The organism is Mycobacterium intermedium (assembly GCF_002086275.1).
GTDB classification, from domain to species: Bacteria; Actinomycetota; Actinomycetes; order Mycobacteriales; family Mycobacteriaceae; genus Mycobacterium; species Mycobacterium intermedium.
Genome location: NZ_MVHT01000006.1, coordinates 103251 through 129003, shown reverse-complemented (window position 1 = coordinate 129003; position 25753 = coordinate 103251). Strand labels below are relative to the sequence as shown.

The 25753-nt window shown below is 65.1% G+C and carries 24 protein-coding genes and 4 pseudogenes; 17 read left to right on the top strand and 11 right to left on the bottom strand.

What is annotated here, in order from left to right; genetic code table 11:
• Nucleotides 1–163: 163 nt before the first annotated feature.
• A pseudogene (locus BST27_RS04025) lies at nt 164–817 on the bottom strand (DUF1214 domain-containing protein); the annotation flags it as partial.
• Nucleotides 814–1389 (bottom strand): TetR/AcrR family transcriptional regulator, encoded by a 576-nt coding sequence (locus BST27_RS04020; protein ID WP_069417717.1) that lies wholly within the window; start codon nt 1387–1389, stop codon nt 814–816. The pseudogene BST27_RS04025 and the gene BST27_RS04020, both read right to left, overlap by 4 nt.
• 28 nt (nt 1390–1417) lie before the next feature.
• On the opposite strand from BST27_RS04020, the gene BST27_RS04015 reads away from it, so the two are divergent.
• Nucleotides 1418–2653 (top strand): sulfotransferase family protein, encoded by a 1236-nt coding sequence (locus BST27_RS04015; protein WP_069417716.1) that lies wholly within the window; start codon nt 1418–1420, stop codon nt 2651–2653.
• A gap of 52 nt (nt 2654–2705) precedes the next feature.
• Here BST27_RS04015 and BST27_RS04010 read toward each other — a convergent pair whose 3' ends face one another.
• The 3 genes from BST27_RS04010 to BST27_RS04000 are packed head-to-tail and all read right to left on the bottom strand — an operon-like array spanning nt 2706 to nt 4594.
• A complete protein-coding gene (locus BST27_RS04010) occupies nt 2706–3749 on the bottom strand; it encodes a zinc-binding dehydrogenase (protein WP_069417715.1) in 1044 nt (347 codons plus the stop codon).
• A gap of 6 nt (nt 3750–3755) precedes the next feature.
• Complete coding sequence (locus tag BST27_RS04005) at nt 3756–3968, bottom strand: TOBE domain-containing protein (protein ID WP_069417714.1); 213 nt, start codon at nt 3966–3968, stop codon at nt 3756–3758.
• A gap of 11 nt (nt 3969–3979) precedes the next feature.
• Nucleotides 3980–4594 carry a TetR/AcrR family transcriptional regulator gene (locus tag BST27_RS04000; protein ID WP_069417713.1) on the bottom strand — a complete coding sequence of 205 codons (615 nt, stop codon included), beginning with the start codon at nt 4592–4594 and terminating at the stop codon, nt 3980–3982.
• Between the two features lie 141 nt (nt 4595–4735).
• On the opposite strand from BST27_RS04000, the gene BST27_RS03995 reads away from it, so the two are divergent.
• Nucleotides 4736–6049 (top strand): cytochrome P450, encoded by a 1314-nt coding sequence (locus tag BST27_RS03995; RefSeq protein ID WP_069417841.1) that lies wholly within the window; start codon nt 4736–4738, stop codon nt 6047–6049.
• A 48-nt stretch (nt 6050–6097) separates the two neighbouring features.
• Here BST27_RS03995 and msrA read toward each other — a convergent pair whose 3' ends face one another.
• Nucleotides 6098–6625, bottom strand: coding sequence for a peptide-methionine (S)-S-oxide reductase MsrA (gene msrA, locus BST27_RS03990; RefSeq protein WP_069417712.1), 528 nt, complete (start codon nt 6623–6625; stop codon nt 6098–6100).
• Between the two features lie 74 nt (nt 6626–6699).
• Between msrA and BST27_RS03985 the strand changes: the two genes are divergently transcribed.
• The 5 genes and pseudogenes from BST27_RS03985 to BST27_RS35230 all read left to right on the top strand — a co-directional run.
• On the top strand, nt 6700–7206 hold the full coding sequence (locus BST27_RS03985) for a nuclear transport factor 2 family protein (protein ID WP_069417711.1): 507 nt from the start codon (nt 6700–6702) through the stop codon (nt 7204–7206).
• A complete protein-coding gene (locus tag BST27_RS03980; protein ID WP_069417710.1) occupies nt 7203–8225 on the top strand; it encodes an NAD-dependent epimerase/dehydratase family protein in 1023 nt (340 codons plus the stop codon). Before BST27_RS03985 ends, BST27_RS03980 begins: the two co-directional genes overlap by 4 nt.
• A gap of 61 nt (nt 8226–8286) precedes the next feature.
• Nucleotides 8287–9096: a class I SAM-dependent methyltransferase gene (locus tag BST27_RS03975; RefSeq protein ID WP_069417840.1), complete on the top strand. Its 810-nt coding sequence runs from the start codon at nt 8287–8289 to the stop codon at nt 9094–9096.
• A 17-nt stretch (nt 9097–9113) separates the two neighbouring features.
• Entirely contained in the window at nt 9114–9491 is a 378-nt protein-coding gene (locus BST27_RS03970; RefSeq protein WP_069417709.1) for a DUF427 domain-containing protein, read from the top strand.
• Nucleotides 9492–9527: 36 nt separating this feature from the next.
• Nucleotides 9528–9575, top strand: a pseudogene (locus tag BST27_RS35230) (hypothetical protein); the annotation flags it as partial.
• Here the strand turns inward: BST27_RS35230 and BST27_RS03965 are convergent.
• Nucleotides 9564–9833: pseudogene (locus tag BST27_RS03965) on the bottom strand (nuclear transport factor 2 family protein); the annotation flags it as partial. The pseudogenes BST27_RS35230 and BST27_RS03965 overlap by 12 nt on opposite strands.
• Before the next feature lie 92 nt (nt 9834–9925).
• Here BST27_RS03965 and BST27_RS03960 point away from each other — a divergent pair.
• Both BST27_RS03960 and dps read left to right on the top strand, forming a co-directional pair.
• Nucleotides 9926–10852: a DNA-3-methyladenine glycosylase family protein gene (locus tag BST27_RS03960; protein WP_139805006.1), complete on the top strand. Its 927-nt coding sequence runs from the start codon at nt 9926–9928 to the stop codon at nt 10850–10852.
• A 177-nt stretch (nt 10853–11029) separates the two neighbouring features.
• Nucleotides 11030–11575 carry a DNA starvation/stationary phase protection protein Dps gene (dps, locus tag BST27_RS03955; RefSeq protein WP_069417706.1) on the top strand — a complete coding sequence of 182 codons (546 nt, stop codon included), beginning with the start codon at nt 11030–11032 and terminating at the stop codon, nt 11573–11575.
• On the opposite strand, the gene BST27_RS03950 is transcribed toward dps, so the two are convergent.
• On the bottom strand, nt 11572–12984 hold the full coding sequence (locus BST27_RS03950; protein ID WP_079219756.1) for a chloride channel protein: 1413 nt from the start codon (nt 12982–12984) through the stop codon (nt 11572–11574). The genes dps and BST27_RS03950 overlap by 4 nt on opposite strands.
• 78 nt (nt 12985–13062) lie before the next feature.
• On the opposite strand from BST27_RS03950, the gene BST27_RS03945 reads away from it, so the two are divergent.
• The 8 genes from BST27_RS03945 to BST27_RS03910 all read left to right on the top strand — a co-directional run bounded on the left by BST27_RS03945 (nt 13063) and on the right by BST27_RS03910 (nt 21150).
• Entirely contained in the window at nt 13063–14028 is a 966-nt protein-coding gene (locus BST27_RS03945) for a pirin family protein (protein ID WP_069417838.1), read from the top strand.
• A complete protein-coding gene (locus BST27_RS03940; RefSeq protein WP_069417705.1) occupies nt 14028–14663 on the top strand; it encodes a TetR/AcrR family transcriptional regulator in 636 nt (211 codons plus the stop codon). Before BST27_RS03945 ends, BST27_RS03940 begins: the two co-directional genes overlap by 1 nt.
• Before the next feature lie 80 nt (nt 14664–14743).
• Complete coding sequence (locus tag BST27_RS03935) at nt 14744–15718, top strand: class I SAM-dependent methyltransferase (protein WP_069417704.1); 975 nt, start codon at nt 14744–14746, stop codon at nt 15716–15718.
• A gap of 39 nt (nt 15719–15757) precedes the next feature.
• The gene (locus tag BST27_RS03930; RefSeq protein WP_069417703.1) at nt 15758–16699 is read left to right on the top strand and encodes a class I SAM-dependent methyltransferase; all 942 of its coding nucleotides are present in this window, start codon (nt 15758–15760) and stop codon (nt 16697–16699) included.
• 59 nt (nt 16700–16758) lie between these two features.
• Complete coding sequence (locus BST27_RS03925) at nt 16759–17631, top strand: SAM-dependent methyltransferase (RefSeq protein ID WP_232007183.1); 873 nt, start codon at nt 16759–16761, stop codon at nt 17629–17631.
• Nucleotides 17632–17751: 120 nt separating this feature from the next.
• Nucleotides 17752–19197 (top strand): aldehyde dehydrogenase family protein, encoded by a 1446-nt coding sequence (locus tag BST27_RS03920; protein WP_069417701.1) that lies wholly within the window; start codon nt 17752–17754, stop codon nt 19195–19197.
• Nucleotides 19198–19293: 96 nt separating this feature from the next.
• The gene (locus BST27_RS03915; RefSeq protein WP_069417700.1) at nt 19294–20154 is read left to right on the top strand and encodes an SDR family oxidoreductase; all 861 of its coding nucleotides are present in this window, start codon (nt 19294–19296) and stop codon (nt 20152–20154) included.
• 27 nt (nt 20155–20181) lie between these two features.
• Entirely contained in the window at nt 20182–21150 is a 969-nt protein-coding gene (locus BST27_RS03910; RefSeq protein WP_069417699.1) for an NADPH:quinone oxidoreductase family protein, read from the top strand.
• A gap of 26 nt (nt 21151–21176) precedes the next feature.
• Here the strand turns inward: BST27_RS03910 and BST27_RS03905 are convergent.
• The 3 genes and pseudogenes from BST27_RS03905 to BST27_RS03895 all read right to left on the bottom strand — a co-directional run.
• Nucleotides 21177–22898, bottom strand: a pseudogene (locus tag BST27_RS03905) (PE-PPE domain-containing protein); the annotation flags it as partial.
• 226 nt (nt 22899–23124) lie between these two features.
• A complete protein-coding gene (locus tag BST27_RS03900; protein ID WP_069417698.1) occupies nt 23125–24789 on the bottom strand; it encodes a PE family protein in 1665 nt (554 codons plus the stop codon).
• A gap of 130 nt (nt 24790–24919) precedes the next feature.
• Nucleotides 24920–25753 (bottom strand): tyrosine-protein phosphatase, encoded by an 834-nt coding sequence (locus BST27_RS03895; RefSeq protein ID WP_069417697.1) that lies wholly within the window; start codon nt 25751–25753, stop codon nt 24920–24922.

Below are 25753 nucleotides of genomic sequence, written 5' to 3'. Positions count from 1 at the left end.
CCAGACTGCGAGCCGCCGCGGCCTGGGTGCGGATGATGTTTGCCATCGTGCCGCTACCGGGCGGTGCGCGCGCCGACGACCAGCATGGATTGGGACACGAAATCGCACATACTGCAAACCAATTCGCCGGCCCTTATCAAGTGCCCGACGCCAACTTCGGCTGGTCGGCGCGCGCACCGACCGGTAGCGGCACGATGGCAAACATCATCCGCACCCAGGCCGCGGCGGCTCGCAGTCTGGCGGCGGTCTCGGCGTCGCCGTGGCGGATGGGCTCCGGTCCGTCGAGCGCCTCGATGTTCCAGACGATCGGCCGCCCGGTCAGCGGGTGGGCCTGGTAGTCGCGGGTCATCAACACGGCCGCGTCGGGCGTCGGCGGAAATTCGAACGAGAAGTTGCCGTCGGCGTCGATGTCCAGATCGGTGTCTCGCACGATCGCAACGATGCGATCCGACCACGCACCAGGTGCCGGCTCGTTGTAGGCGGTGACCGAAAAGTACACGCTGTCACCCTTGTTGCCGCTGATTCGGTACCGCCGATTCGGATCCACCGGGCACATGAAGTAGTGAGCATCGGTGTTGTCGCCACCCCAGCGACGGTCGCGGCGGAAGGGGGTGTTCACCGCGACGAACTGTGGCCGCCCCGGCTCGGTGAACAGGTAGGTGTCGAACGCGACGCCCAACGTGGTGGCGAGCATGCGGTAGCCGTCGGCGATGTGCCGGTCATCGGTCACCGCGCGGTCGCCCTCGAGGAAGGAGCGGTCGAGGTCGCCCAGGGTGGCCAGCAACTCCTGCCATGCGGCCGTCGATTCGTGCGTCATGAGCTGATTCCTTTCAGGAGCAACGTGGTGGTCCGATCGACCCAGGCGTCGTCGAGTTCGGCGCCGCGGGTAAGCAGGGCGATCAAGGTGAGGCCGGCGATCGTCTCGGCTAGGTCGGTGGCGCGCACGTCGGGACGGACCTCGCCGCGGGCCACGGCGCCGTCGAGCCAGTCGGAAAGGCCGCCGGCGAAAATGCCCGAGAAACGCTCCAACAGAGTCGAGTGCAGGGTTGGGTCCGACGCCATCTCGCCGATCAGCCCGGGCAGGGCCGCCCTGGCGGCGGGCGTCGTCAGAACGGCTATGGTCCGGCGCACCATCTCGGCCAGATCCTCCGGCAGCGACCCGCCGCCGGGGATCTCGGTAGCGGTGCCGATCGGAAACACGGCTTCGTGCACGAGGTGTGCCTTGCTCGGCCAGCGCCGGTAGATGGCGGGCTTGCTGGTCCCGGCGCGTTTGGCGATTGCCGCCACCGAAAGCTTCCGATAGCCGGTTTCGGCCAGCAGTTCGACCGTTGCGGAGAGTACGGCTCCGTCGATACGCGGGTCGCGAGGTCGGCCAAAGTCTACAACCATTACGTAACTGACGGTAACATAAGTCGGCGTGACCGACGTCGTTCGCTTGGAAGACCTAGCCCAACCGCAATTCAGCCCCGAGGCCAAACAGATCCTCGACATGATGGCGACGATGGCCCCGCTGTGCCCGCTGGACGCCGACGCGCTGCATGAGCGGGCCCGTGCCGACACCGGGCTCTCCGACTTCGGACCCACGGATTATCGGGAGCGTCTCGACGTCTACCTCGAAGCGCTGCGCAACATCGGCGATCTGCACGACGCGGGGATCGTCAACTTCTACGGTCAGTTGCTGCAGTTGCTCAAGAACCGACTGCTGCTGACCGACCTGCTGCGCCGGCATCCCGAGATCAATGACATCGAACTGCGCGCCCCGCTGGTGATCGCGGGGCTGCCCCGCACGGGCACCACGCATCTGCACAATCTCCTGGCCGCGGCACCGACCTTCCGCACCATGCCGTACTGGGAGAGCGTGGAACCGTTCCCGTTGCCGTCAGAGGTCGGCGTCGAGCCGGATCCGCGACGCGCGCGCATGGACGTCGCGGTGAGCGTGATCAACACCGTGATGCCGCATTTCGCGCTCATGCACGAGATGACCACCGATCACGTGCACGAAGAAATTCAGTTGCTGGCCAACGATTTCTCGACGATGTACTTCGAGACGCTCGCCGATGTGCCGCAATGGCGCGACTACTACCAGGCCCACGACCAGACCCCGCATTACCGCCACCTGGCCACCCAACTGCAGGCGATGCAGTTCCTCCGTGGTGGGGATCGCTGGCTGTTGAAGTCGCCCCAGCATCTCGAGCAGGTGCCGGTGCTCGATCGCGTATTCCCGGACAGCATAGTGATTTTCACTCACCGCGACCCGGTCCCCGTCGCGCTGTCCATGATCGCGATGATCACCTACTCCGCCCGCATGCACCGCTCGCCGGTACCGGTGGCACAGATCGCGCAGTACTGGGTCGACCGGCTCGAGCGCATGCTCAACGCGCTGGTCCGTGATCGCGACATCATCGGCGACGACCGTTCGATCGACATCCGCTTCGACGACTTCATGGCCGACGAAGTCGGCATTGCCAAGCGCGTGTACGCCCTCGCCGATGAAAAGTTCACCGACGAGGCACGGGCGGCGATCGCCGACTACCTGGGCGGCCACCGGCGCGGTCGATTGGGCAGTGTCGCAACGTCATACGAGATGTTCGGGCTGCAGGAAGACGACCTGCGGGCGCGCTTCTCGGGATACGTCGAGCGGTTCCTGGCCTAGCCGCTGCGCTGTCTTCGCCCCGATCTGGTGCTGGACCGGGTGCGCAAGTTTCCTACGGTTTGACGAGGATCCGAATCGGATTGCCCTGCTGGCGTTCCAGCATCTCGATGCCCCGGTGGATGTCCTCGAGGGCGACGATGTCACTGATCGAGCGCGAAAGGTCAAGGCGCCCAGTCGAAACCAGCTTGGCCAGGGTTTCGATGTCGACGTTCTGATAGCCCAGATGACCGAGTACCTGTTTGCGCGTCAGCCCGAACATGGCGGTGGGTCCGACGGTCGGGGATTCCGCGCTCATCCCGACACCCACCAACCGGCCGCCAACGGTTACAGAGTTGAGGGCCTGTTCGAACGTCACCTTCAGGCCGACGGCGTCGAACGCCACGTCCAGCATGCGACCGCCGGTGACCTCGGCGACCTTTTCGGGCAGTCCCTCGTCACGGGTGTCGAACGCGTAGTCGGCGCCGAGTTCCAGCGCGCGCTCCAGCACGGCGGGGTTGATGTCGAACGCGATCACCGGAACCGCGCCCACCAAACGGGCCAACTGGACGATATGGGTTCCGACGCCGCCGACACCCCATACGCCGACGGATTCTCCTACCGCGACCTTGCCGGTGCGAACCACCGCGCCGAACGGCGTCGACACCGCGTCAGCCAGAATCGCGGCCTGCTCCAGCGGCACGTTGTCCGGTACTCGGGTCAGTCCCACCGCCTGCGCCACCGTGTATTCCGCCCACGCGCCGTCATAGGCGAAGGCCATCAATTTGATTCGCAGGCAATTGCTGAGCTCGCCGCGCCGGCAGTTCGGGCAGGCCTGGCATGGCCGACCGGCAGCGACGACCACCCGGTCGCCCTCGGCCCAGCCCGTCACGTCCGGCCCCAGTTTCGCGATGGTGCCCGACGCCTCGTGGCCCTGCGTCACCACCGGTGCCTGCGGCGGGAACGTGCCGTTGATCAGACTCAGGTCCGAATGACAGATTCCGCAGAAGGCGACTTTGACCAGAACCTCGCCCGGACCTGGCTCTGGAATCGGAACATCTTCCAGCTCAACCCGTTTGGTGTCCGAGTAGAAGCGCTCGGCCCGCATGGTGGCGGTCACGGGGTACTACTCGACGCCGACCGTCACTTCGGTCGACTTGATGAACACCGTCGCGGGTTGGCCCACCGCGAGGCCCAGTTCGAGGGCGGCGTCCTTGGTGACCGATGCGGTGATGATCTGGTCGCCGCCATCGAGGCGCACCTTCACGACGGCCATGACGCTGCCGAGGTCAACCTGGGTGATGGTTCCCGTGAGCTGGTTCCGAGTCGAAAGTCGCATGCCATCCGAGCCTAGTGCTTTTCATGGCGGGGCCCCAGCAATGCGATGGACGCATCCACCGTGGGTTCGACGACCTCGCGGACGGGTCGGCCGTCTTCGACGGCCATCGCGGTCAGCTCACGCACACCGCCCAGCAGGATCACCGCCAACGGCACCGTCAACGGTGGCAGCTTTGCCCGCTGGAACCCTGGGCTGGCGCTGAGTTCGATCAGTAACCCGGTCAGCAGCTGGGTGCCGTGTCGCTGCACGGGGCGGGCAATGTCGCCGAGCGACGGAAGCTCGCGAATCCAGCTCAAAGTCAGGCTGGGTCGGGATTCGATATGGCTGACGAACGCCTCGACCACCTGCCGAATCTGCTGCTGCCAGTCGGCTTCGGGATCGACGGCCGCTCGGATGCCGCTGGCCAGCTTCTGGTTGTCGAACAGCAAGAGGTCTAAAAAGCACTGTTCTTTGCTGGAGAATTGGTCGTAGAACGTGCGTTTGGAGGTGCGCGCGTGCCGAACGATGTCGGCGACGGTGGTGGCGCGATAGCCACGCTCATCGATCGAAGTGGCCAAGCCGTCGAGGAGGCGTTGCCGAAATGGATCGGGCTCAGCCAGAAGGGCGTCACCAGCCACAGCCGTCACGTCCGAGGCCCCTTTCGGCCAAATTGGTTGTCAGGTTTGGTACTACAGAGTACCGTACGGAGAAAGGCTTGCGGTACGCCGTGGTACCACCCCGTGGGCCCGGGGAGGAATTGGAGCACTGACGCGATGAGCACCGACGCGATGAGCGAAGTACTGACCGCCCCCGCCGTACGGCTGCCACCGGCGGTCAAAGGGCCAAAACTGTTGCAGGGCATCGGATTCGGGATCATGCGCCGCCGGTTCATGGACAGCATGGTCCGCCGCCACGGCAACGTGTTCAGGGTGCACATCCCCGTCTTCGGCAGGGTTGTGGTGGTTTGCGAGCCGCAGCTGGCCAGGCAGATATTCACCACCAGCCCCGAGGAACTGGGCAACATTCAGCCGAATCTGAGCCGGCTGTTCGGCTCTGGATCCGTGTTCGCCCTCGACCGGGACGATCATCGTCGTCGCCGCCGGCTCCTGGCGCCGCCGTTCCACGGAAAGGCGATGAAGAAGTACGAGGTCGTCATCGAAGAAGAGACGCTGCGGGAGACGGCCACGTGGCCCGAGGGGCAGCCGTTTGAAACGTTGCCGTCGATGAATCGCATCACCCTCAACGCCATCCTGCGCGCGATCTTCGGCGCCGACGGCGCGGAGCTGGACGAGCTGCGCCGCATCATCCCGCCGTGGGTCACGCTGGGCTCGCGGATGGCACTGATGCCGCAGACCAAGCGCAACTACGGGCGCTACAGCCCGTGGGGTCGGCTGGACAACTATCGGCGTCAGTACGACAACGTCATCGACAAGCTGATCGCGGGTGAACGGACTGATCCGAACTTCGAGGAGCGCACCGACGTGCTCGCGCTGATGCTGCGCAGCACCTACGACGACGGTTCGGTCATGTCGCGCAAGGACATTGCTGACGAGCTGCTCACCTTGCTGGCCGCAGGCCATGAGACCACGGCTTCCACGCTGGCCTGGGCCTTCGAACGGATTACCCGGCACCCGGAGGTGCTGACGGCGCTGGCCGAGGAAGTTGACACCGGTGGCAGCGAGCTGCGCCAGGCGACGATCCTTGAAGTCCAGCGCGTGGGCAATGTGATCGATTTCGCCGCCCGCCAGGTGCATTCACCGGTATATCAACTTGGCGAGTGGAGCATTCCCCACGGCTACTCGATCATGACCTGCATCTCAAAGATCCACATGAATCCCGAGATGTTCCCCGACCCCAACCGATTTGACCCGCAGCGTTTCGTCGGAACCAGGCCGAACCCCGCAGCATGGATTCCATTCGGCGGTGGGACCCGGCGTTGCGTCGGGGCGGCCTTCGCCAACATGGAGATGGACGTCGTGCTGCGAACGGTGCTGCGCGACTTCACCTTTGAAACCACGGACGCGCCGGGGGAACGCTGGCACAACCGTGGCGTCGCCTTCATCCCGAAGAACGGCGGCCGCGTCGTCGTGCACCGCCGCTGACACGCCGTCGGCTCAGTCCCCTCGCCGAGCCTGCGATTTACAGGGCCGTCAGTTGGAGACCTGAGCCCGCCGCGGCAGCTTCCACCCAGGCCGCACGAAGTGGCAGGTGTAGCCGTTCGGGTAACGCTGCAGGTAGTCCTGGTGCTCGGGTTCGGCCTCCCAGAAATCCCCGGCCGGGGTGACCTCGGTGACCACCTTTCCGGGCCACAGGCCGGACGCGTCGACATCGGCGATGGTGTCCAACGCAATTCGCTTCTGCTCTTCATCGACGTAGAAGATGGCCGACCGGTAACTGGGACCGCGGTCGTTGCCCTGCCGGTTCTTCGTCGTCGGGTCGTGGATCTGGAAGAAGAACTCCAGCAACGTGCGGTAATCGGTGACCGCGGGGTCGTAGCTGATCTCAACCGCCTCGGCGTGATTGCCGTGGTTGTAGTAGGTCGCGTTGGGGACGTCGCCGCCGGTGTAGCCGACCCTGGTCGTCACCACCCCCGGTTGCTTGCGGATCAGTTCCTGGACGCCCCAGAAACAACCGCCGGCCAAAATCGCCCTCTTGGTCCCGTTCTGAGCAGATGCCATATCGAGTCCTCCTAACCGGCCCCGGGGCCGAATCTGGCCCCAGGCTACACTCCGCGCGTGAGGTGTAACGGCGCGTGAGTGGCCCGGAATTCCCCCGCAGCGAACTGGTGGCGGCTTTCGCGAAATTCGAGGAAACGGTCGCGCGAGCGGCCGAAACCCATGACTGGGACGCCTGGGTGCAGCACTACACGCCCGACGTCCTGTACATCGAACACGCCGCCGGCACCATGCGTGGCCGCGACGAGGTACGCACCTGGATCCAGCGGACGATGACCGCGTTTCCGGGCAGTCACATGGTGGCGTTTCCATCGCTCTGGTCGGTCATCGATGAACCCACCGGGCGGATCATCATGGAACTCGACAACCCCATGCGTGATCCCGGCGACGGAAGCGTGATCACCGCGACCAACATCTCGATCATCACCTATGCCGGCGACGGCCTGTGGCGTCAGCAGGAAGACATCTACAACCCGCTGCGCTTCGTGCAGGCCGCGCTGAAGTGGTGCCGGATAGCCCAGGAGCACGGCAACCTCGATGACGACGCCGCGCGGTTTCTCAAGCAGTACGGCGGTGCGCAGTGACCGCCAAACCGAAACTGGTCATCGGCGCCAACGGCTTTCTCGGCTCGCACGTGACCCGCTTGCTCGTGCAAGACGGCAACGAGGTGCGCGCAATGGTGCGCCCGAACGCCAACACGCGCGCCATCGACGATCTCGAGGTCACCCGCTTCCACGGCGATGTCTTCGACACGGCCACCTTGCGGGAGGCGATGGCCGGATGCGACGACGTGTACTACTGCGTCGTCGACACCCGCGCGTGGCTGCGCGACCCGTCGCCGTTGTTCCGTACCAACGTCGAAGGCCTCCGGAACGTTCTGGACGTCGCCAAAAATGCCGACCTGCGCAGGTTCGTCTTCACCAGTACCTACGCGACGGTGGATCGCCGGCATGGGCACGTGGCGACCGAAGCCGACCGAATCGCTCCGGATCGAAAGGTCACTCCCTACGTCCAATCCCGGGTCCAGGCCGAGGATTTGGTGATGCGGTACGTCGCGGAGCACGGCTTGCCCGCCGTCGCCATGTGCGTTTCCACGACTTACGGCACTGGCGACTGGGGCGGCACCCCGCACGGTGCCTTCATCGCCGGCGCGGTCTTCGGCAAGTTGCCGTTCCTGATGAACGGCGTTGAGCTGGAAGTGGTCGGTGTCGACGATGCGGCCCGGGCCATGATCCTGGCGGCCGAACGCGGCCGCAATGGTGAGAAGTACCTGATCTCCGAGCGCATGATCGCGCTGAACGACGTCGTGCGGATCGCGGCCGACGAGGCCGGGGTGCCACCGCCGCGGCGGTCGATTCCCGTGCCCGTGCTGTATGCCCTTGGCGCGTTCGGCAGCGTGCGCGCCCGGGTCACCGGCAAGGATGCCGAACTCAGCCTGCAGTCGGTGCGGATGATGCGTGCCGAGGCCCCGGTGGACCACAGCAAGGCCGTCCGCGAGTTGGGCTGGCAACCTCGTCCGGTGGAGGAGTCGATCCGCGCAGCAGCCCGCTTCTGGCTCGCGATGCGAAACGGCAAGAAACGAGCGGCAGCACCGTCAGACTGAGTTCGTTAAGCTCGCGTCAGTGGACCGTGTTCGTGTTGACCTGAACGGGCCGCCCGCGACCATGCTCGCGACGCTGTACGCAAAAGCGCTCGATGCCGACGCCGAGCACCCGATTCTTGGCGACCAGTACGCCAAAGCCGCCGTGGCGAAGATCGACTATGACTGGCGCGCAACGACTATCACCCCCAGACGGGCGCCCTCGGTGGCGATCCGCACGGCGCACTTCGACCGCTGGACGCGTCAGTTCTTGGCGGTGCACGAGGAATCGGTGGTACTGCACGTGGGGTGCGGCCTGGACGCCCGCGTGTACCGACTCGATCCTGGTCCGGGGGTGCGGTGGTACGACATCGACTACCCCGAAGTGATCGAACTGCGCGAACGGGTCTACCCCGGCCGGGAGAACTACCGGTTGCTTGCGACATCGGTGACCGACCCTGCGTGGCTGGCGGAAATCCCGGCCGACCGTCCCGCGCTGTTTCTCGGCGAGGGCCTGACGATGTACCTGACCGAGCGTGACGGACTGACGTTACTGCGCCGAGTTGTCGACCAATTCCCGTCCGGCGAACTGCAATTCGATGCGTTCAATACCTTCGGGATCCGCACTCAAGTGATCAACAGCGTGGTCCGTCGCTCTGGTTCGAAGCTGCACTGGGGGATCGACGGGCCATCCGACATCCTCGACGCGGTACCGGGCGTGCGTTTGCTGGCCTGGGAATCGGTGTTCGACAGCGACACTTTCAACCTGGTGTCACCGGCGATGCGTTGGTTGGGCCGGGCGATGGGCGCGGTACCGGTGTTGCGAACCATGGCGCAATACCATCGCTACGCGTTCGGGCGAGACGGATCTCAGGACGGGAATGTCGAGCGCTGAGGCGCGTTGCACACATCATGAGCCACCCGGAAATCAAAGAGCCCAGCGCCGGACACCCGATCACCATCGAACCCACCAAAGGGCGGGTACAGGTCCGCGTCAACGGTGAACTTGTCGCCGACACCACGTCGGCCCTCGAGCTACGGGAGGCCACTTTGCCTGCGGTGCAATATATTCCGCTCGACGACGTGGTCCAAGAAGTATTGACTCGCACCGATACCAGCACCTACTGCCCGTTCAAGGGCGAGGCCAGCTACTACAGCGTCACCACCTCGGGGGGCGAGACCGTGGAAGACGCGATCTGGACCTACGAGACGCCCTATCCCGCGGTCGCGGCGATCGCTGGTCACGTTGCGTTCTACCCGAACAAGGCCGAGATCAAGGTTGTCGCCTAGAGCGTTGCAGCGCTACGGGTACACCTCGGCCAACGATTGTGTGTCGCTGTACTCGCGAATCTTGGTGATGAGCCCGTCGCGGGTTTCGAAGATGCACACGAACGGGCTGTTGTACTTGACGCCTTCGCCGGAGACGCCGTACACCTCCCCCTCGATGACGACGGTTTCACCCTCGTTGACGCACCGCAACAGTTCGATGTTGACCTCGAAGACCTGTTTGCGCCGTTCGATGGCCTGCCGCAGGGCCGCCTTGTCTAACTCCTTGCGGGTGGTGATGCTCCAGTAGGTGAAGTCTTCGGCGAGCAGTTCGAAGCTTTCGTCGAGGTCGCCACCCTCGCACATACTCTGCATGAACATCCACGCCAGTTCGGCTTGCGGGTCGTCGAACGGCGTCGTCACATCGCCATCCTGTATCGGGAGATAGTTTGGGGTCAATCAACGGGCCCGCGAAAGGCTTGGCCGCGGTAGTCACCTTTCCCGGAGCTGCCAGCTTCGGGCATACCCTGGCGCCCTTACGCCGCGGCCGCGGTGACCCGTGCTTCCGGGTTCCGGGGGACGGCACGATATGGCGGACCGCCCTGCTGGCCAGCGGCCCGGTCACCGCACGGATCCGCCGGGTAGCTCCCGACGCGGCGGAATGCCTGGCCTGGGGCGACGGCGCCGCGCAGTTCCTCGACATGCTGCCCGCGATGCTGGGGGCCGACGACGATCCGTCGGACTTCGCGCCGCAGGACCCGACCGTCGCCGCCGCATATCGCCGGCTACCGCATTTCCGCCTGGGCCGCACCGGTCAGGTGTTGGAGGCGCTCATCCCGGCGATCATCGAACAACGGGTGCCCGGCGCCGACGCCTTCCGGTCGTGGCGGGTGTTGGTGACCAAATACGGCACGCCTGCGCCCGGACCGGCGCCCGAGGGGATGCGGGTTCCTCCTGCGGCGGACGTGTGGAGACGAATTCCGTCCTGGGAGTTCCATCTGGCCAATGTCGACCCGGGGCGGGCCCGGACGGTCGTGGGATGCGCGCAGCGGGCGACGTCCTTGGAGCGGCTGGTGTCGATGCCGCCGGAAAAGGCGCGGGCGGCGCTGATGTCGCTGCCCGGGGTCGGGGTGTGGACGGCGGCTGAGACCGCGCAACGCGCGTTCGGCGACGCCGACGCCGTATCCGTGGGCGACTACCACATTCCGAAGATGATCGGCTGGACGCTGCTCGGTCGACCGGTCGACGACGCCGGCATGCTTGCGTTGCTGGAACCGATGCGCCCGCATCGACACCGGGTGGTTCGGTTGCTCGAAGCCAGCGGTTTGGCCTACGAACCGCGTCGTGGCGCCCGCTTGCCGGTGCAGAACATCCGTTCGCTCTAGGTGGGGATGCCGGCTTGATGATGGTGAGCAGGCTGTCCAGCGGCGTGGCGGCGGCCGATTCCGCGGCCGCATAGGTCGCGCCTGAAAGCTCTGTCCGTGCCGGGGCCCCTGATTAGCCCGCCGGGCATCGGGTACCCGCTGGCAGGAAGTGACCAGACGCCAGTCAAGAGGAGAACGATGTCGCAGTTCACCATTCCGGGTTTGACCGACAAGCAGGCAGCGCGCCTTGCCGAAATCCTGCAGAAACAGCTGAGTACCTACAACGATCTTCACCTCACGCTCAAGCACATTCACTGGAATGTGGTGGGGCCCAACTTCATTGGCGTGCATGAGATGATCGACCCGCAGGTCGAGGCGGTCCGTGCCTTTGCCGACGACGTCGCCGAACGGATCGCCGCCTTGGGCGCATCGCCGCTGGGCACCCCGGGGGCCATCATCAGGGATCGGGATTGGGACGACTACTCGCTCGGGCGCGACAACGTGCAGGCTCATCTGGCCGCGCTGGACCTCGTCTACACCGGAGTGATCGAAGACATTCGCAAGTCGATCGACGAAGCCGACGAGCTCGACCAGGTCACCCAAGACCTGTTGATCGGACAGGCCGGCAAGTTGGAGAAGTTCCAATGGTTCGTTCGTGCGCATTTGGAAAGCTCCGGCGGGCAGCTGACCCACGAGGGAGCTACCCATGAGAAGGACGCCGCGAGCGCCGCGCGGAGCACCTAGCTGGACGGATCGGCCGGCCGCTGGCCCGCGCGTTCCGCCTCGGCGCTTTCGCGGTTGAGCCGCTGGGCCTGGTAGATGGTGACGTTGGTGCGGGTCATCAGCAACGAGGCGATCCCGACGGCGAGGATGGCGCCTGGCACCACGGAAAACGAGCCCGTCATCTCCGCGACCATGATCATCACCGCGAGCGGAGCGCGAGCGACGCTGCCGAAGCACGTCATCATCCCGACGACGACGAAGATCCCCGGTGCATCGGGCACGCCGGGCAGTCCGGTCAGCTCACCCAGCCGCCAGATCGCGGCGCCGACGAACGCGCCGATGACGATCCCGGGGCCGAACAAACCGCCGGAACCACCGGTGCCGATCGACAGCGAGGTGGCGACGATCTTGGCGATCGGCAACACCAGGACGATCCACAACGGGATTCCCATCAGGGCATCTCGGTCGGCGGCCAGCTGCGCCCAGCCGTAGCCGCTGCTGAGGATCTGCGGCAACGGTAGCGCCAACAGCCCGACCAACAGGCCGCCGGCGGCGGGCTTCAGCACCGGACCGCCGGGAAGCCCGCGGGTCAACGCCACCGACGCATGGAAGATTCGGGCGTACAGGTACCCAACAGCTGCCGCGACCGCGCCGATCACCACGAACCACAGCAGTGGACCGGCGCGCTCGAAGCGGTACTCGGCGTCGATGTAGCCGAACAGCGGGTCGAAACCCAGGAACAAGCCCAGCACCGCATAAGCCGTCCCGGAGGTGATGAACCCAGGGAGCAGGCTGCGGTAGTCGAAGTCCTCGCGGTAGGTGATCGAGGCGGCCAGCACCGCCCCGCCTAACGGCGCGGCAAAGATCGCGCCGATGCCCGCGCCGATGCCCAGCGCCACCGCGGTCCGGCCGTCGTCGTCTGCCAACCCCAGCCGGCGGGTCAGCAAGGAACTGAACCCCGCCGAAATCTGCGCCGTCGGACCTTCTCGTCCGCCGGAGCCGCCCGAGCCAATGGTCAGCGCGCTGGCGACCATCTTCACCAGTACTGCCCGGATGCGAATCGACCGGGGATCGGTGTGCACCGCTTCGATCGCCTCGTCGGTCCCATGGCCGGTGGCCTCTGGTGCGAATTTGGCAACGATGAACGCGGACAACAGCGCGCCGCCCGTGGTCACCAGTGGAATGGCCCACGCCCGCGCGAAGCCGCTGGAGCCACGGCTGCCGCCTTCCCCGGCCGGTGTCGGGATGTGGTAGCCGCCCAGGTAGCCGAGTAGAAAGTCGCCGGTGTACTTCAGTGCGAGGTAGAAGACGACCGCTCCCAAACCGGCGAGGACGCCGATCGTGACCCCTAGCAGCACCCATTTGCGCAGGTAGCCGGCGTTCCTGACAGAAGCGCCGATCCGTCCGCCGGCAGGCTCCGGTTCGTCCACGCAGTCATCGTATGACAGGCGGGAATAAGTGGACCACGGTCCGGTTATACCGGGTATTCCACGAATGAGGAGGTCGATATGCCCGCCATAACCGCCGACACGCTCACGTTGCCGCGCGTGAACCCGCCTGGTCCCGCCGACACCGAACGACCGGTGCGGTCGATAACCACCGGCCCCAAAGGCTATGAAGGCCTGGGGTTCCCGGTGGTCCGCGCCTTCGCCGGCGTCAGCGCCGCCGCTCTGGACCCGTTCATTCACATGGACCAGATGGGTGAGGTGGAGTACCAGCCCGGCGAACCCCGGGGTACCGACTGGCATCCGCACCGTGGCTTCGAAACCGTCACCTACATGATTGACGGAACCTTCGCGCACCAGGACTCCCACGGTGGTGGTGGCCTGATTACAGACGGCGCGACACAGTGGATGACGGCGGGGTCCGGCATCCTACATATCGAAGCGCCACCTGTCGAGATGGTAAATAACGGCGGGATTTTTCATGGAATCCAGTTGTGGGTGAACCTGCCCAAACGGGACAAGTTCGCCCAGCCGCGATACCAGGCCATCGAAGGTTCAGACGTGCGTTTGCTGGCCTCCGACGATGGCGGGGCGCTGGTCCGCGTCATCGCTGGTGAAATCGACAACCACCGCGGCCCGGGTGTCACCCACACGCCGATCATCATGGCGCACGCCACGCTGGAACGCGGTGCACGCCTTAATATTCCGTGGCGCCGAGACTTCAACGCACTGGTTTACGTGTTGTCCGGCGCGGGTTCGGTCGGCCCGGTCGGCCATCCGGTAGGGCAGGGTCAGCTGGCCGTTCTCGGGGCCGGTGACCGGATCAATGTCGTTGCTGGTGACTCGACTCTCGACGTGTTGCTGCTCGGCGGCCAACCAATTCGGGAGCCGGTCTTCCACTACGGACCGTTCGTGATGAACAGCCGGGCGGAAGTTGTTCAGGCGCTAGAGGATTATCACAACGGAAAATTTGGCACTCTGCCGCCGGATGCGCTAGTGCCTGCCCGTGGGGGTGGCACACTTTATTGATGGCGTTACCTGCAAGCCGGGGGCCGGGGCGTCCCCCGGCGGCAAAAGCAGACGAAACGCGTAAGCGCATCATAGGCGCTGCGCGTCAAGTCTTCAGCGAACGCGGCTATGACGGGGCGACCTTCCAAGCTATCGCGTTGCGCGCCGATCTGACCCGGCCGGCGATCAATCACTACTTCTCCAGTAAGCGGCTGCTGTACCGCGAGGTGGCCGATCAGACCAACGGAATCCTGATGATGGAGTCCATCGAACGGGCCCAGCGCGAGGCGACCTTGATGGGGCGGTTTACGGTCTTCATCGAGCACGCGATGAGCGCCAACTCCGAACATCCGGCGGCGTCGGCGTTCGTGGTGACCCACGTCCTAGAATCGCAGCGGCACCCGGAACTGAGCGCCGACGAAGATGAAGCCGTCGTGCGCGCCCGTGAGTTTTTGGCGTGGGTGGTCACCGACGGCATCAAGAACGGCGAGGTCAGATCCGACATCGATGTCGAGGCGTTGGTGGAGGCGCTGCTAGTGGTGCTGTGCGGCGTCGGGTTCTACGCCGGCTATCTCGAAGGCGCCGCAAAGATGGGGGCCCTGACCGGCGTGTTGCGGCAGCTGATGGCCGGCGCGCTTTGGCATACCGACGCCTGATTCTGGCCCGTCCCAACGACTGAGTGACGTGGCCCACAGATAGCATAGATTGCCTAAGTTATTAGGTAACATGGCGCCAAATGACTGAGTTCGACCAGCCCATTTCGCCGCCAGTTTCTCCGGAATTCTCGCTGCGCTCCGACGGTGACAGTTGGTCCATCACGGAAAGCGTAGGGGCCACCGCGCTGACCGTCGCCGCCTCCCGAGCGGTCGAAACGAGCGGACCCGATCCGCTCATTCGCGACGAATTCGCCCGGATCCTGGTATCCGAAGCGGGTCCCGCCTGGGTCCGACTGGCCGACCCCAGCATCTCCTGGCTCGACGACGATGAGCGGGCGCAGCGCCTGCACCGCGCGGGCTGCGATTACCAGGCGGTGCGGACGCACTTTTTCGACGAGTACTTCGCTGCCGCCACCACCGCCGACATCCGGCAGGTGGTGATCCTCGCGTCCGGGCTGGACACCCGGGCCTACCGCCTGAACTGGCCGACGGGCACGGTCGTTTACGAGCTCGACCAGCCGAAAGTGCTGGAGTACAAAGCCCGTGTGCTCGAGTCGCACGGCGCGCTTCCCGCCGCGCAGCGGCATGCCGTTGCGGTCGACCTGCGCGACGACTGGCCCGCCGCCCTGACGCAAGCCGGTTTCGACCGTGATCAACCCACGGCGTGGCTGGCCGAAGGCCTGCTCGGCTACCTGCCCAGCGACGCACAAGACCGGCTCTTGGAAATGTGCACCTTGCTCAGCGCCCCCGGCAGCCAACTGGCGACCGAGGTGTTCTTGATGAAGTTGAACGGCAACAAGCAGCGCTGGAACCGGATGCGACGTCTTGGCCTTGATATCAATATCGAGGCGTTGACCTACCACGAGCCGGACCGCACGGACCCAGCGCAATGGCTGGCCGAGCACGGCTGGCAGGTGAGCAGCGTCAGCAACTCGGACCTGATGGCCGAACTGGGTCGGCCCATTCCAGAAGACCTCATCGAGGAGGCCGTCACCACAACGCTGGTGCAAGCCGGCCTGGGCGGATCCAACTTCTCGTTTGGCAGCGATATCTAGCACCGATTCACAGCGATTCCTAAGAAGGGGGAGCACGCGATGAGCACATTGCGCACCCACGACGACACCTGGGACATCCGGACCAGCGTCGGCACCACCGCGGTCATGGTGGCGGCCGCTCGCGCCGTCGAAACCGAGCAGCCCGACCCACTGATCCGGGATCCCTACGCCAAATTGCTCGTCACCAATGCCAATGCCGGCGTCATTTGGGAGGCCATGCTCGATCCGGAAATGGTGGCCAAGGTCGATGAATTGGACGCCGAGGCCGCCGCCATGATCCGGCACATGCGCGGCTACCAGGCCGTGCGGACCAACTTCTTCGACACTTTCTTCCGGAACGCCGCCGACGCGGGAATCCGGCAGATCGTGATCCTGGCGTCGGGTTTGGATTCGCGCGCCTATCGGCTGGACTGGCCCGCGGGTACCACCGTGTACGAAATCGATCAGCCTCAGGTGCTCGACTACAAGTCCAGGACCCTCGCCGAGCACGGTGTGACACCGTCCGCGGATCGGCGCGAGGTCGCCATCGACCTGCGTCAGGACTGGCCGGCCGCCCTGCGCGATGCGGGCTTCGACCCGACGGTGCCGACGGCGTGGCTGGCCGAAGGGCTGCTGATGTACCTGCCCGCTGAGGCGCAAGACAAGCTGTTCACCCAGATCGGCGAACTGAGCGCGCCGGGCAGCCGCGTCGCCGCCGAAACCGCTGCCAACCAGGCCGACGATCGACGGCAGCAGGTGCGCGAGCGGTTTCGGCAGATCGCCGAGCACCTTGGCTATGAAGAAACGATCGACGTGGGCGAGCTGATGTACCGCGACGAAAACCGGGCCCGGCTGTCCGACTGGCTCAACGACCACGGGTGGCGCGCGGCAGCCCAAACCTCCGCAGACGAGATGCAGCGGCTGGGCCGCTGGGTCGAAGAAGTCCCGATGGCCGACGACAAGGACGCGTTCTCCGAATTCGTGACGGCGGAGCGGCTGTAGTGGCACGCACCGCGGACGACTCCTGGGACATCGCAACCAGCGTCGGAGCGACCGCGGTGATGGTTGCCTTGGCCCGCGCCGCCGAAACGGCCAGCGCAGACCCGCTGATCCGGGATGAGTTCGCCGAGCCGCTGGTCTCCACGCCGGAGCTGGCCGGAGTCCGGGACCAGGTCGCCGCTTGGTGGGCGCCCGAACCCGACACCGAGGGTGGCGACGTGGATGTGCACGTCGAGTCCCAGCAGATGATCAACTACCAGGCCGTGCGCACCCACTTCTTCGACGCCTTCTTCACCGAGGCCGCCGCGGCCGGGGTGCGACAGGTGGTCATCCTGGCCGCGGGCCTGGACTCGCGTGCGTACCGGCTGCACTGGCCGGCCGGCACCACGGTGTATGAGATCGACCTACCCAAAGTGCTTGAGTACAAGTCGGACACGCTTGCCGCGCACGGCGCCACGCCGAAGGCCGACCGGCGGGCGGTGGCCGTCGATCTGCGTCACGATTGGCCGCAAGCGTTGCGGGACAACGGCTTTGACGTCGCCGGGCGCACGGCGTGGCTGGCCGAAGGGTTACTGCCGTTTCTGCCCGGACCGGCGCAGGAAGCCATGTTCGCCTCCATCGACCGTCTCAGTGCTCCGGGCAGTCGGGTGGCCGTGGAAATGTTCGGGGTGGACGCGGAGCGGCGCAAAGAGGCCGAAGCGACGTGGGCCCGCCTGCGAGCCAAGCGCGAAGCGCGAGGCGAAGACACCTCGTTCAACCCGTTCGAACTCTGGTTTGACGACGAGGGCCGCCCGGACCCGGTCGACTGGTTTGCTGCGCACGGTTGGGACACCCGTTCGGTGAGCGCGCGAGACGAGGCGGTGCGGCTCGGCCGACCACCGCAGGCCGATGACCGGCCGTTTGCGAACAGCTTCGTGACGGCGAACAAAGCCTGACGTCCTAATCTTTCCGGTTGCCGTCCTACTGCTGATTCCTAGACGTGACTAGGATCGCGGTAACACCGACGAGCGGCCGCACGCGAACTGCGATGGGCACCTCGGGAAGGAAGGACAACGATGACCACCGATTCCCTACCCAAAGCCGCACCAACGAACGGTGAGGCTCCGTCGAGCGACATCCCGGCGACGGTCGCGCGCCTGCGTAAGACCTTCGCGTCGGGACGTACCCGCAGCATCGAGTGGCGCAAACAGCAACTCCTCGCGCTGGCGCGGTTGATGGAGGAGAACGAGGACGCGATCACCAAGGCGCTCGCCGAGGACCTGGACCGCAACCGGGTGGAGGCTTTCATCGCCGATATCGCCACCACGGCCGGCGAAGCCAAGTACGCGGCCAAGCGGGTGAAGCGGTGGACGCGGCGCAAGTATCTGCTGCTTGAGGCCCCGCAGCTGCCCGGCCGTGGCTGGGTGGAGTACGAGCCCTACGGCACGGTACTGATCATCGGCGCCTGGAACTACCCGTTCTACCTCACCCTCGGGCCGGCCGTGGGCGCGCTTGCCGCCGGGAACGCCGTCATTCTGAAGCCGTCCGAAATGGCGCCCGCCTCGGCGCACCTGATGGCCGAACTGGTGCCGCAGTACCTCGACAAGGATGCGGTCGCGGTGATCGAGGGCGACGGCGCGGTGAGCCAGGAGCTGATTGCCCAAGGTCTGGACCGGGTCATGTTCACCGGTGGCACCGAGATCGGCCGCAAGGTCTACGAGGGTGCGGCCCCGCACCTGACTCCGGTCACGCTGGAACTCGGCGGCAAGAGCCCGGTGATCGTGGCGGCCGACGCCGACATCGACGTCGCCGCCAAGCGGATCGCCTGGATCAAGATCATGAATGCCGGACAGACCTGCGTCGCGCCCGACTACGTGCTTGCGCACGAGTCGATCCGCGGCGAACTGGTGAGCAAGATGGGCGAGGCTCTGGCCAAGTTCCGGTCCGGAGAAAACCCGAAGGGACTGCGCATCGTCAACCAGCGCCAGTTCGACCGGTTGTCCAGCTACCTCAAGGAGGTCGAAGCCGAGGCCGCGAACGGCGGCAAAGGCAAGATTGCCGTGGGCGGCCAGTCTGACCCGGAGACCTTGCGCATACAGCCGACCGTAGTCGTCGACCCTGACGTGAACGGTCCGCTGATGCAGAACGAGATCTTCGGGCCGATCCTGCCCGTGCTCACCGTCAAGTCGCTCGATGAGGCGATCAACTTCATCAACTCGCGGCCCAAGCCGTTGTCGGCTTACGTGTTCACCAAGTCGAAGGACACTCGCGAGCGGGTGATCAAGGAGGTACCGGCGGGCGGCATGCTGGTCAACCACCTGGCCTTCCAGGTGTCGACGGCCAAGCTGCCGTTCGGCGGCGTCGGCGACTCCGGCATAGGTGCCTACCACGGCAAATGGGGATTCGAGGAGTTCAGTCACCGCAAGTCGGTGCTGACCAAGCCGACCCGGCCGGACTTCTCCAAGATGATCTACCCGCCCTACACCGAGCGCGCCTTCAACCTGGCCCGTCGGCTGTTCTAGCCTGACGGCCATGTCTCATCGGCCCGGCCAGCACCGGGCCGTCCGCACCGTGTAAGTCAAACCAGCGTCAACAGACGGCAAGCAGAGAGGAACCTGATGCCCGGAGTGCAGGATCGCGTCATCGTAGTTACCGGAGCCGGCGGAGGGTTGGGCCGCGAATACGCCCTCACCCTCGCCAAAGAGGGCGCCAGCGTCGTGGTCAACGACCTCGGTGGCGCCCGCGACGGTACCGGCGCCGGATCCGCGATGGCCGATCAGGTGGTCGCCGAGATCCGCGAAGCCGGTGGTCGCGCCGTTCCCAACTACGACAACGTGGCTACTGAGGAGGGCGGGGCCAACATCATCAAGACGGCGTTGGACGAGTTCGGCGCCATCCACGGTGTGGTCAGCAACGCCGGCATCCTGCGCGACGGCACCTTCCACAAGATGACGTCGGAGAACTGGGACGCCGTGCTGAAAGTGCACCTGTACGGCGGGTACAACGTGGTGCGCGCCGCCTGGCCGCACTTCCGGGAGCAGAGCTACGGCCGCGTCGTCGTCGCCACCTCGACCAGCGGGCTGTTCGGCAACTTCGGCCAAACCAACTACGGGGCCGCCAAGCTCGGCCTGGTCGGCCTGATCAACACGCTGGCGCTGGAGGGGGCCAAGTACAACATCCACTCCAACGCCGTAGCCCCGATCGCCGCCACCCGGATGACCGAGGACATCATGCCCAAGGAGGTGCTGGAGAAGCTGACGCCGGAGTTCGTCGCACCGGTGGTCGCCTACCTGTGCACCGAGGAAAACCCGGACAATGGGTCGGTGTTCATCGTCGGTGGCGGCAAGGTTCAGCGCACCGCGCTGTTCCAGAACGAGGGCGTCAACTTCGACAACCCACCGTCGGTGCAGGATGTCGCGGAACACTGGGGCGAGATCACCGACCTGTCGGCCGCGACCAAAGCCGGATTCAAACTGTAGTTCTCGGCAGAAAGCTCTTGTGCGTCAATGAAAGCTTCTGTTGTACAAGAGCTTTCCGGCCCGTCCGGCATCGTCTACGCCGAGATCGACGATGTCCCCGATGGCGATGAGCACGTCGTCATCAACGTGCGTGCGGCAGGGGTGTGCTTCCCGGACTTGCTGCTGAGCAAGGGCGAATATCAGCTGAAGTTGCCCCCGCCGTTCGTCCCCGGCATGGAATGCGCCGGGGTCGTCCGGTCGGCGCCGCCGGATTCGGGTTTTCGGGTGGGAGAACGGGTTTCGGCCTTCGGGGTGCTCGGCTGCTATGCCGAGCAGGTGGCCGTCCCCGCTTCCAATGTGGTCCGCAGCCCACCGGAACTCGACGACGCCGAAGCGGTGTCGCTGCTGGTCAACTACAACACCATGTACTTCGCCCTGGCCCACCGGGCGAAGATTCAGACGGGTGACAAGGTACTGGTGTTGGGCGCCGCCGGCGGGGTCGGCACGGCGGCCATTCAGATCGCCAAGGCGATGGGCGCCGCCAAGGTGATCGCGGTGGTGCATCGAGAGGGCGCGGTCGACTACGTCTCGTCCCTCGGTGCGGACGTCGTGCTGTCCCTGACCGAGGGCTGGGCCGACCAGGTGCTCAAGCACACCGACGGTTGGGGGGTGGACATCGTCGTCGACCCGATCGGTGGACCCAGTTTCGACGACGCCGTCCGGGTGCTGGCCATCGACGGCAAGTTGTTGGTGATCGGTTTCGCCGCCGGAAGCATCCCCACCCTGAGCGTCAACCGGTTGCTGTTGCGCAACATCAGCGTCGTGGGTGTCGCTTGGGGTGAATACCTCAACAAGATCCCGGGTTCGGCCGCCATATTCTCTTCGCGGCTAAACCAATTGGTGTATCTCGGGCTCAGACCGCCTCCGCCGCAACGCTATCCGTTGTCCGAAGCGCGGGAAGCGTTGCAATGCCTGGACGATGGCGGTGTGCTGGGCAAGCTCGTGCTGGAGCCCTGAGCGAGCGAGCCCCGGTTCGTTTGCCGTTAGCCGATTCCGAGGATCGCCTCGATCGTGTTGAGGATGACGATGAATTGGAAGCCGGCCGCGAGGGTGACGATCGCCGTGTCGGCAGCCACGGGCGCGATGAGCGCGTAGGCGAGCCCGCCGGCGATGTCCCCGTTGATCATCTGTGCGACGCCATCGAGGAACAGGTTGATGTCGTACGAGGGCATGGTCGTCACCAGCGCGTTTCCGATGTCCAGCGTCGGAAGGAACAGCGCGTAGGCGTTCGACGTCGCACTCGTAAACGTATTGGTAATGCTCGTGTTCGCCGACTGAATGGCATGAATAATGTCGGTGCCCGAGGTTGGCGCCGCGGACAGCACGCTGGTTGCGGCAGTGCTGCCCGACCCGACGAACGACGTGAGCGCGGCGGGGATGCTTTCGGCAGACGGAGCCATCCCGGTGATGTCGGCCATCATGTTGGTAAAGCCCTGCTGAGCTCCGTTGACCAGCATGCCGCCGACCTGAAGGTAATCCACGTCCGGGAACACCCCGAACGGCGTCGGTACGTTGGCCGGTCCGGTCGAATAACCGACGTTCGGGTCGCCGTAGCCCAAGTTGACCAGGATTCGCATGTTGGGCTCGAGGAGGCTGTTCAGCGGACCGCCGATGATCGGAATCGCCTTGATCGGCGCCATGATCGGCAGGTCCGGGTGAGTGATCATGTAGTAGTTGGTCTCCCCCACGCCGGTAAGTGATTCGGAACCCGGCAAGGTGACGACGTTGTAGCCGGGGGGAAGGTTGTTGATGTCGAGGCTCGGATACTTGCCGTGAATGGTTTGGATACCCAGGAACGCGTTGAGGTCCGAAATAAAGTTGAGTGGGTACCGCGGGAAGCTGGCGAATCCGTCGTACTGCAGCGTGTAGATGTTGGTCGGGTACGGAGTGTCGGGCGGGGTCGCGCCATAGAAGTCCAGCCCCAGGCTTGGCAGACTCAGCCCCGGGAAGCGCGCCAGCAGGCCGCCGTTGGGATTCATCGGATTGCCGAGCAGCGTGAAGCCCAGCTGGTCTGGTGCTGGTGGCATTGGGTTGAGCAGCGGGTTCATCAGGTTGCGCATTTCCAGCGAGGCGATGATCGCGCTCTGGGAGTAGCCCAGTACGGCGACGCTGGAGATGTTGGCCGGCGGGTTGGCCAGCGTGTTCTTGATCGTGAGGTCGAGGATCTGGAGACCCTGACTCACCGAGGTATTCAGCGGCAGGCTCTTGATGCCGGTGTAGATCGGCTGTAACCCCTCGGGGGTGAAAAGGGCGTGTGCGTTTACCGGCAGTACGTTGAAGGCCTGGTTGACATAGCGCAGCACCTGCTCGACATAGGTTTGCGACGGTATTGGGGTGCCGCTACCGCCGATGATCCAACCGACCGTCCCTGGAGTAAGAGCGGTTTGCGCCGGCGCCGCCGCGCCGGTCAAGCCGGCCAGCAGCTGCTGACTGGCCGCCTCGGCCTGCGTGTAGGCGTTGGCCCCGGAGGTGAGCGCTTGGACGAACGCGCTGTGGTACGCCTCTGCCTGCTTGACGAGGCCCTGGTACTCCTGGCCGAATGTGCCGAACAGGTTCGAAATGGCGGCTGATACCTCGTCGGCGGCGGCGGCCGCCAATCCGGTGGTCGGACCCGCGGCCGTCGCGCTGGCTTCTTCGATCGCCGTTTGGATCCCGGCCAGGTTCTCGGCGGCGAGGGTGATCAGCTGCGGTTGGGTTGCTAGGAACTACATCGGCTAACCCCTTCACGGGCAGGGTATTTCGTTTTCGGTGGGGCGATCGCGCCCGTGTGAGCGCGACCACTAGTCAGCCTAGAACTCTGTCACGCCCAGCATGTGAAAATCCGATGAATAACCCACCTGTGGCCCGGCGCAGACCACGCCGGGAAGCGGCCTGCCCTGTCCCGCTCTGCGCCGTAGCCGGGTGATGCCGACAATTTGCGCTGCTCAGCGGTTACGCAAAGAGCGCCTGAAGGTCTTGGACGTTGTTCGCCAAGGCCTCGACGAGCACGAGGAACTCGACTCCGCCCGCGATCGAGGCCAGTCCCAGGTCGGCCACCAGCGGATATGCGAAGGCGTTGACCAGGTTGCCCGCGGCGAGTTGAGTCAGGAAGAGCTGCGTGTTGTACAACGGCAGCGCGGTCACCAGCGAGAGCAGGATGTCCGCGGTGGGCAGGAGCACGCCGTAGTCGGTCGAGATGATCGACGCCGTCGTGTTCACGATCTTTTCCGGAGTGGGGAGCTGCACCGCAGTGTTGGCAAAGCCGGTCTGCGACGGCAGGGCAAACGTCGGCAGGGTGACCGGTTGGGAGGCCAGCGCCTGTATGTCGCGGGTGAAGTCCGCGACCCCCTGCTGGCCGGCGGCGACCAAGGCATCGCCGATGACCTGTGGGGGGATGTCCGGAAGGAAACCGAACGGCGTCGGCACGTCGGCGTAGCTGGTTGAGAAGCCGTAGTTGGGGTCACCGTAACCCAGGTTGACGAGAACTTTGGCGGTCGGCTGGAACAGGTTGGCCAGCGGGTTGCCGATCACCGGTATGGCCCGCAGCGGCTCCAGCAGCGGCAGGTTCTCGGTGCGAATCATGTAGTAGGTGGTGTTGCCGGTGTAGCCCGGAGAGGTGGGTAGCTGCAGTGCGCCATCGATTTGGGCGGGGGTCAGGTCCAGGTAGGTGGTGTGGACGTAAACGATGCCCATGATCGCGTTGAGATCGGCGAGCAGGTTGATCGGGTAGCGCGGGAAGTCGGCGAAGCCGTCGTACTCCAGCGTGTAGTTGGCTACCGGGTAGATCGTGTCTGCAGGCGTCGCACCGTAGAACGTCAGCCCCAGGCTCGCCAGATTCAAACCGGGGAAGCGGGAGAGCATGCCACCGTTGGGGTTCATCTCGTTGCCGGTGAGCACAAAGTTGAGCATGCTGGGATCGGGTGGCGTCGCACCGAAGATCGAGGTGCCGGCGGCGATGTTGCGCATCAACAGCGACGAGATGATGGCACTCTGCGAAATGCCGAAGACTGTCACCGAATTGCCCTGGGTGACGATCTGGTCGTAGAGGGTGTTCTCCAGAATCGTTATGCCCTCTTGCACCGAGGTGTCCAGCGGCATGCTGCGCACACCGGTGATCGGGTACAACTGCTCGGGCGTCACCAGCGACTGCAGCGTCAGCGCGGAACGGACATAGAGGTTGTTCGCCTTGGTGACGAACGATTGCGACGGTATGGGGACTCCTGTGCCGCCGATGAAGATCGAAACATCGTTCGCGGCGAAGGGCGGCACGACGCCGGGTTGCAAGTTCGGCGGGGTGTAGGGCGTCAGGCCCAGCAACTGTTGCAGGCTGGTGGCGATACTGGCCTCGGCGCTCGCGTAGGCGTTCGCCGCACTGGTGAGCGACTGCTGGAATTGGCTGTGGTACGCCTGCACCTGGGCGAAGGCGGACTGAAACTCTTGGCCGTAGCGACCGAACACTTCCGCGATGGCGGTGGACACCTCGTCGGCGGCCGCTGAAGCGATACCCGATATCTCGCTTGCCGCAGCGGAGTTAGCGGTGGCGAGTGACGAGCCAATCGCTTCGATGTTGGTGGCGACACCGACAAGCGCTTGCGGCTCAGCGATCAAAAACGACATCGACACAATCCTCTCGGGCCGCTGGGGAACGACCCCGTCTTGACATTTTGCGCAAGCGTAAATCGGTCTCGCCCTGCTGTCTCGGTAAACCCGCCACAAGATGCGTTATCTGAACAAAGTCCCCGATTTGTCAAGCCAGCAGCGTGCCGCGGAGCCTATCGACGTCAGACGCGGTGACACCCGCGTCGCGCAGGTAACCGTCGAGCGACCCGTAGCGCTCATCGATGGTCTGCCAAGAGGCTTGGAGGTATTCCGCACGGACGCCGAGTACACCGTCCGACAGCCGAGCCTTGGTGAAGGTCTGCACCTCTTCGGTCAATTCCACATCGGCACGCTGCCGAATCATTTCGGTGAGCCGGGCGCGCAGCTGCGGCACGGCATCATTGCTGCGCAGGTAGTCGGCGATGATGAGGTCGCGGTCCACCCCAACGGCTTCCAGTACCGTCGCGACCACGAAGCCGGTGCGGTCCTTGCCCGCGAAGCAGTGGGTCAGCACCGGGCGCCCGGCGGCCAACAGCGTGAACACTCGGTGCACCGCGCGTTGCGCGCCGTTGCGCGTGGGGAATTCGCGATATTCGTCGGTCATATAGCGCACCGCGGTCGCGTTGATGCCCTCTTCCGACTGGTCGGCTTCGCCGTTGGCGCCCTCCATCATCAGTTTCTTGAACGCCGATTCGTGCGGTGCCTCATCGTCGGTGCCGCTGTCACTCTCGCCGAGATCGGGAAACGGCAACCGATGGATTTGGACGCCGTCGGGCACCAGTCCCGGTCCGCGCCGGGCAACCTCGCGGGCCGCGCGCAGGTCGGCGACATCGGTGATGCCCAGCCGACGCAGGGTCTCGCGACCGTCGTCATCCAGGGCGCTCAGCTCGCTGGAGCGGAACAGCCGCCCGGGACGTAACGCGCCGGTGCCGTCGGCAACATCACGAAAGTTCCACGCCCCGGCCAGGTTTCGGGTCGCCAT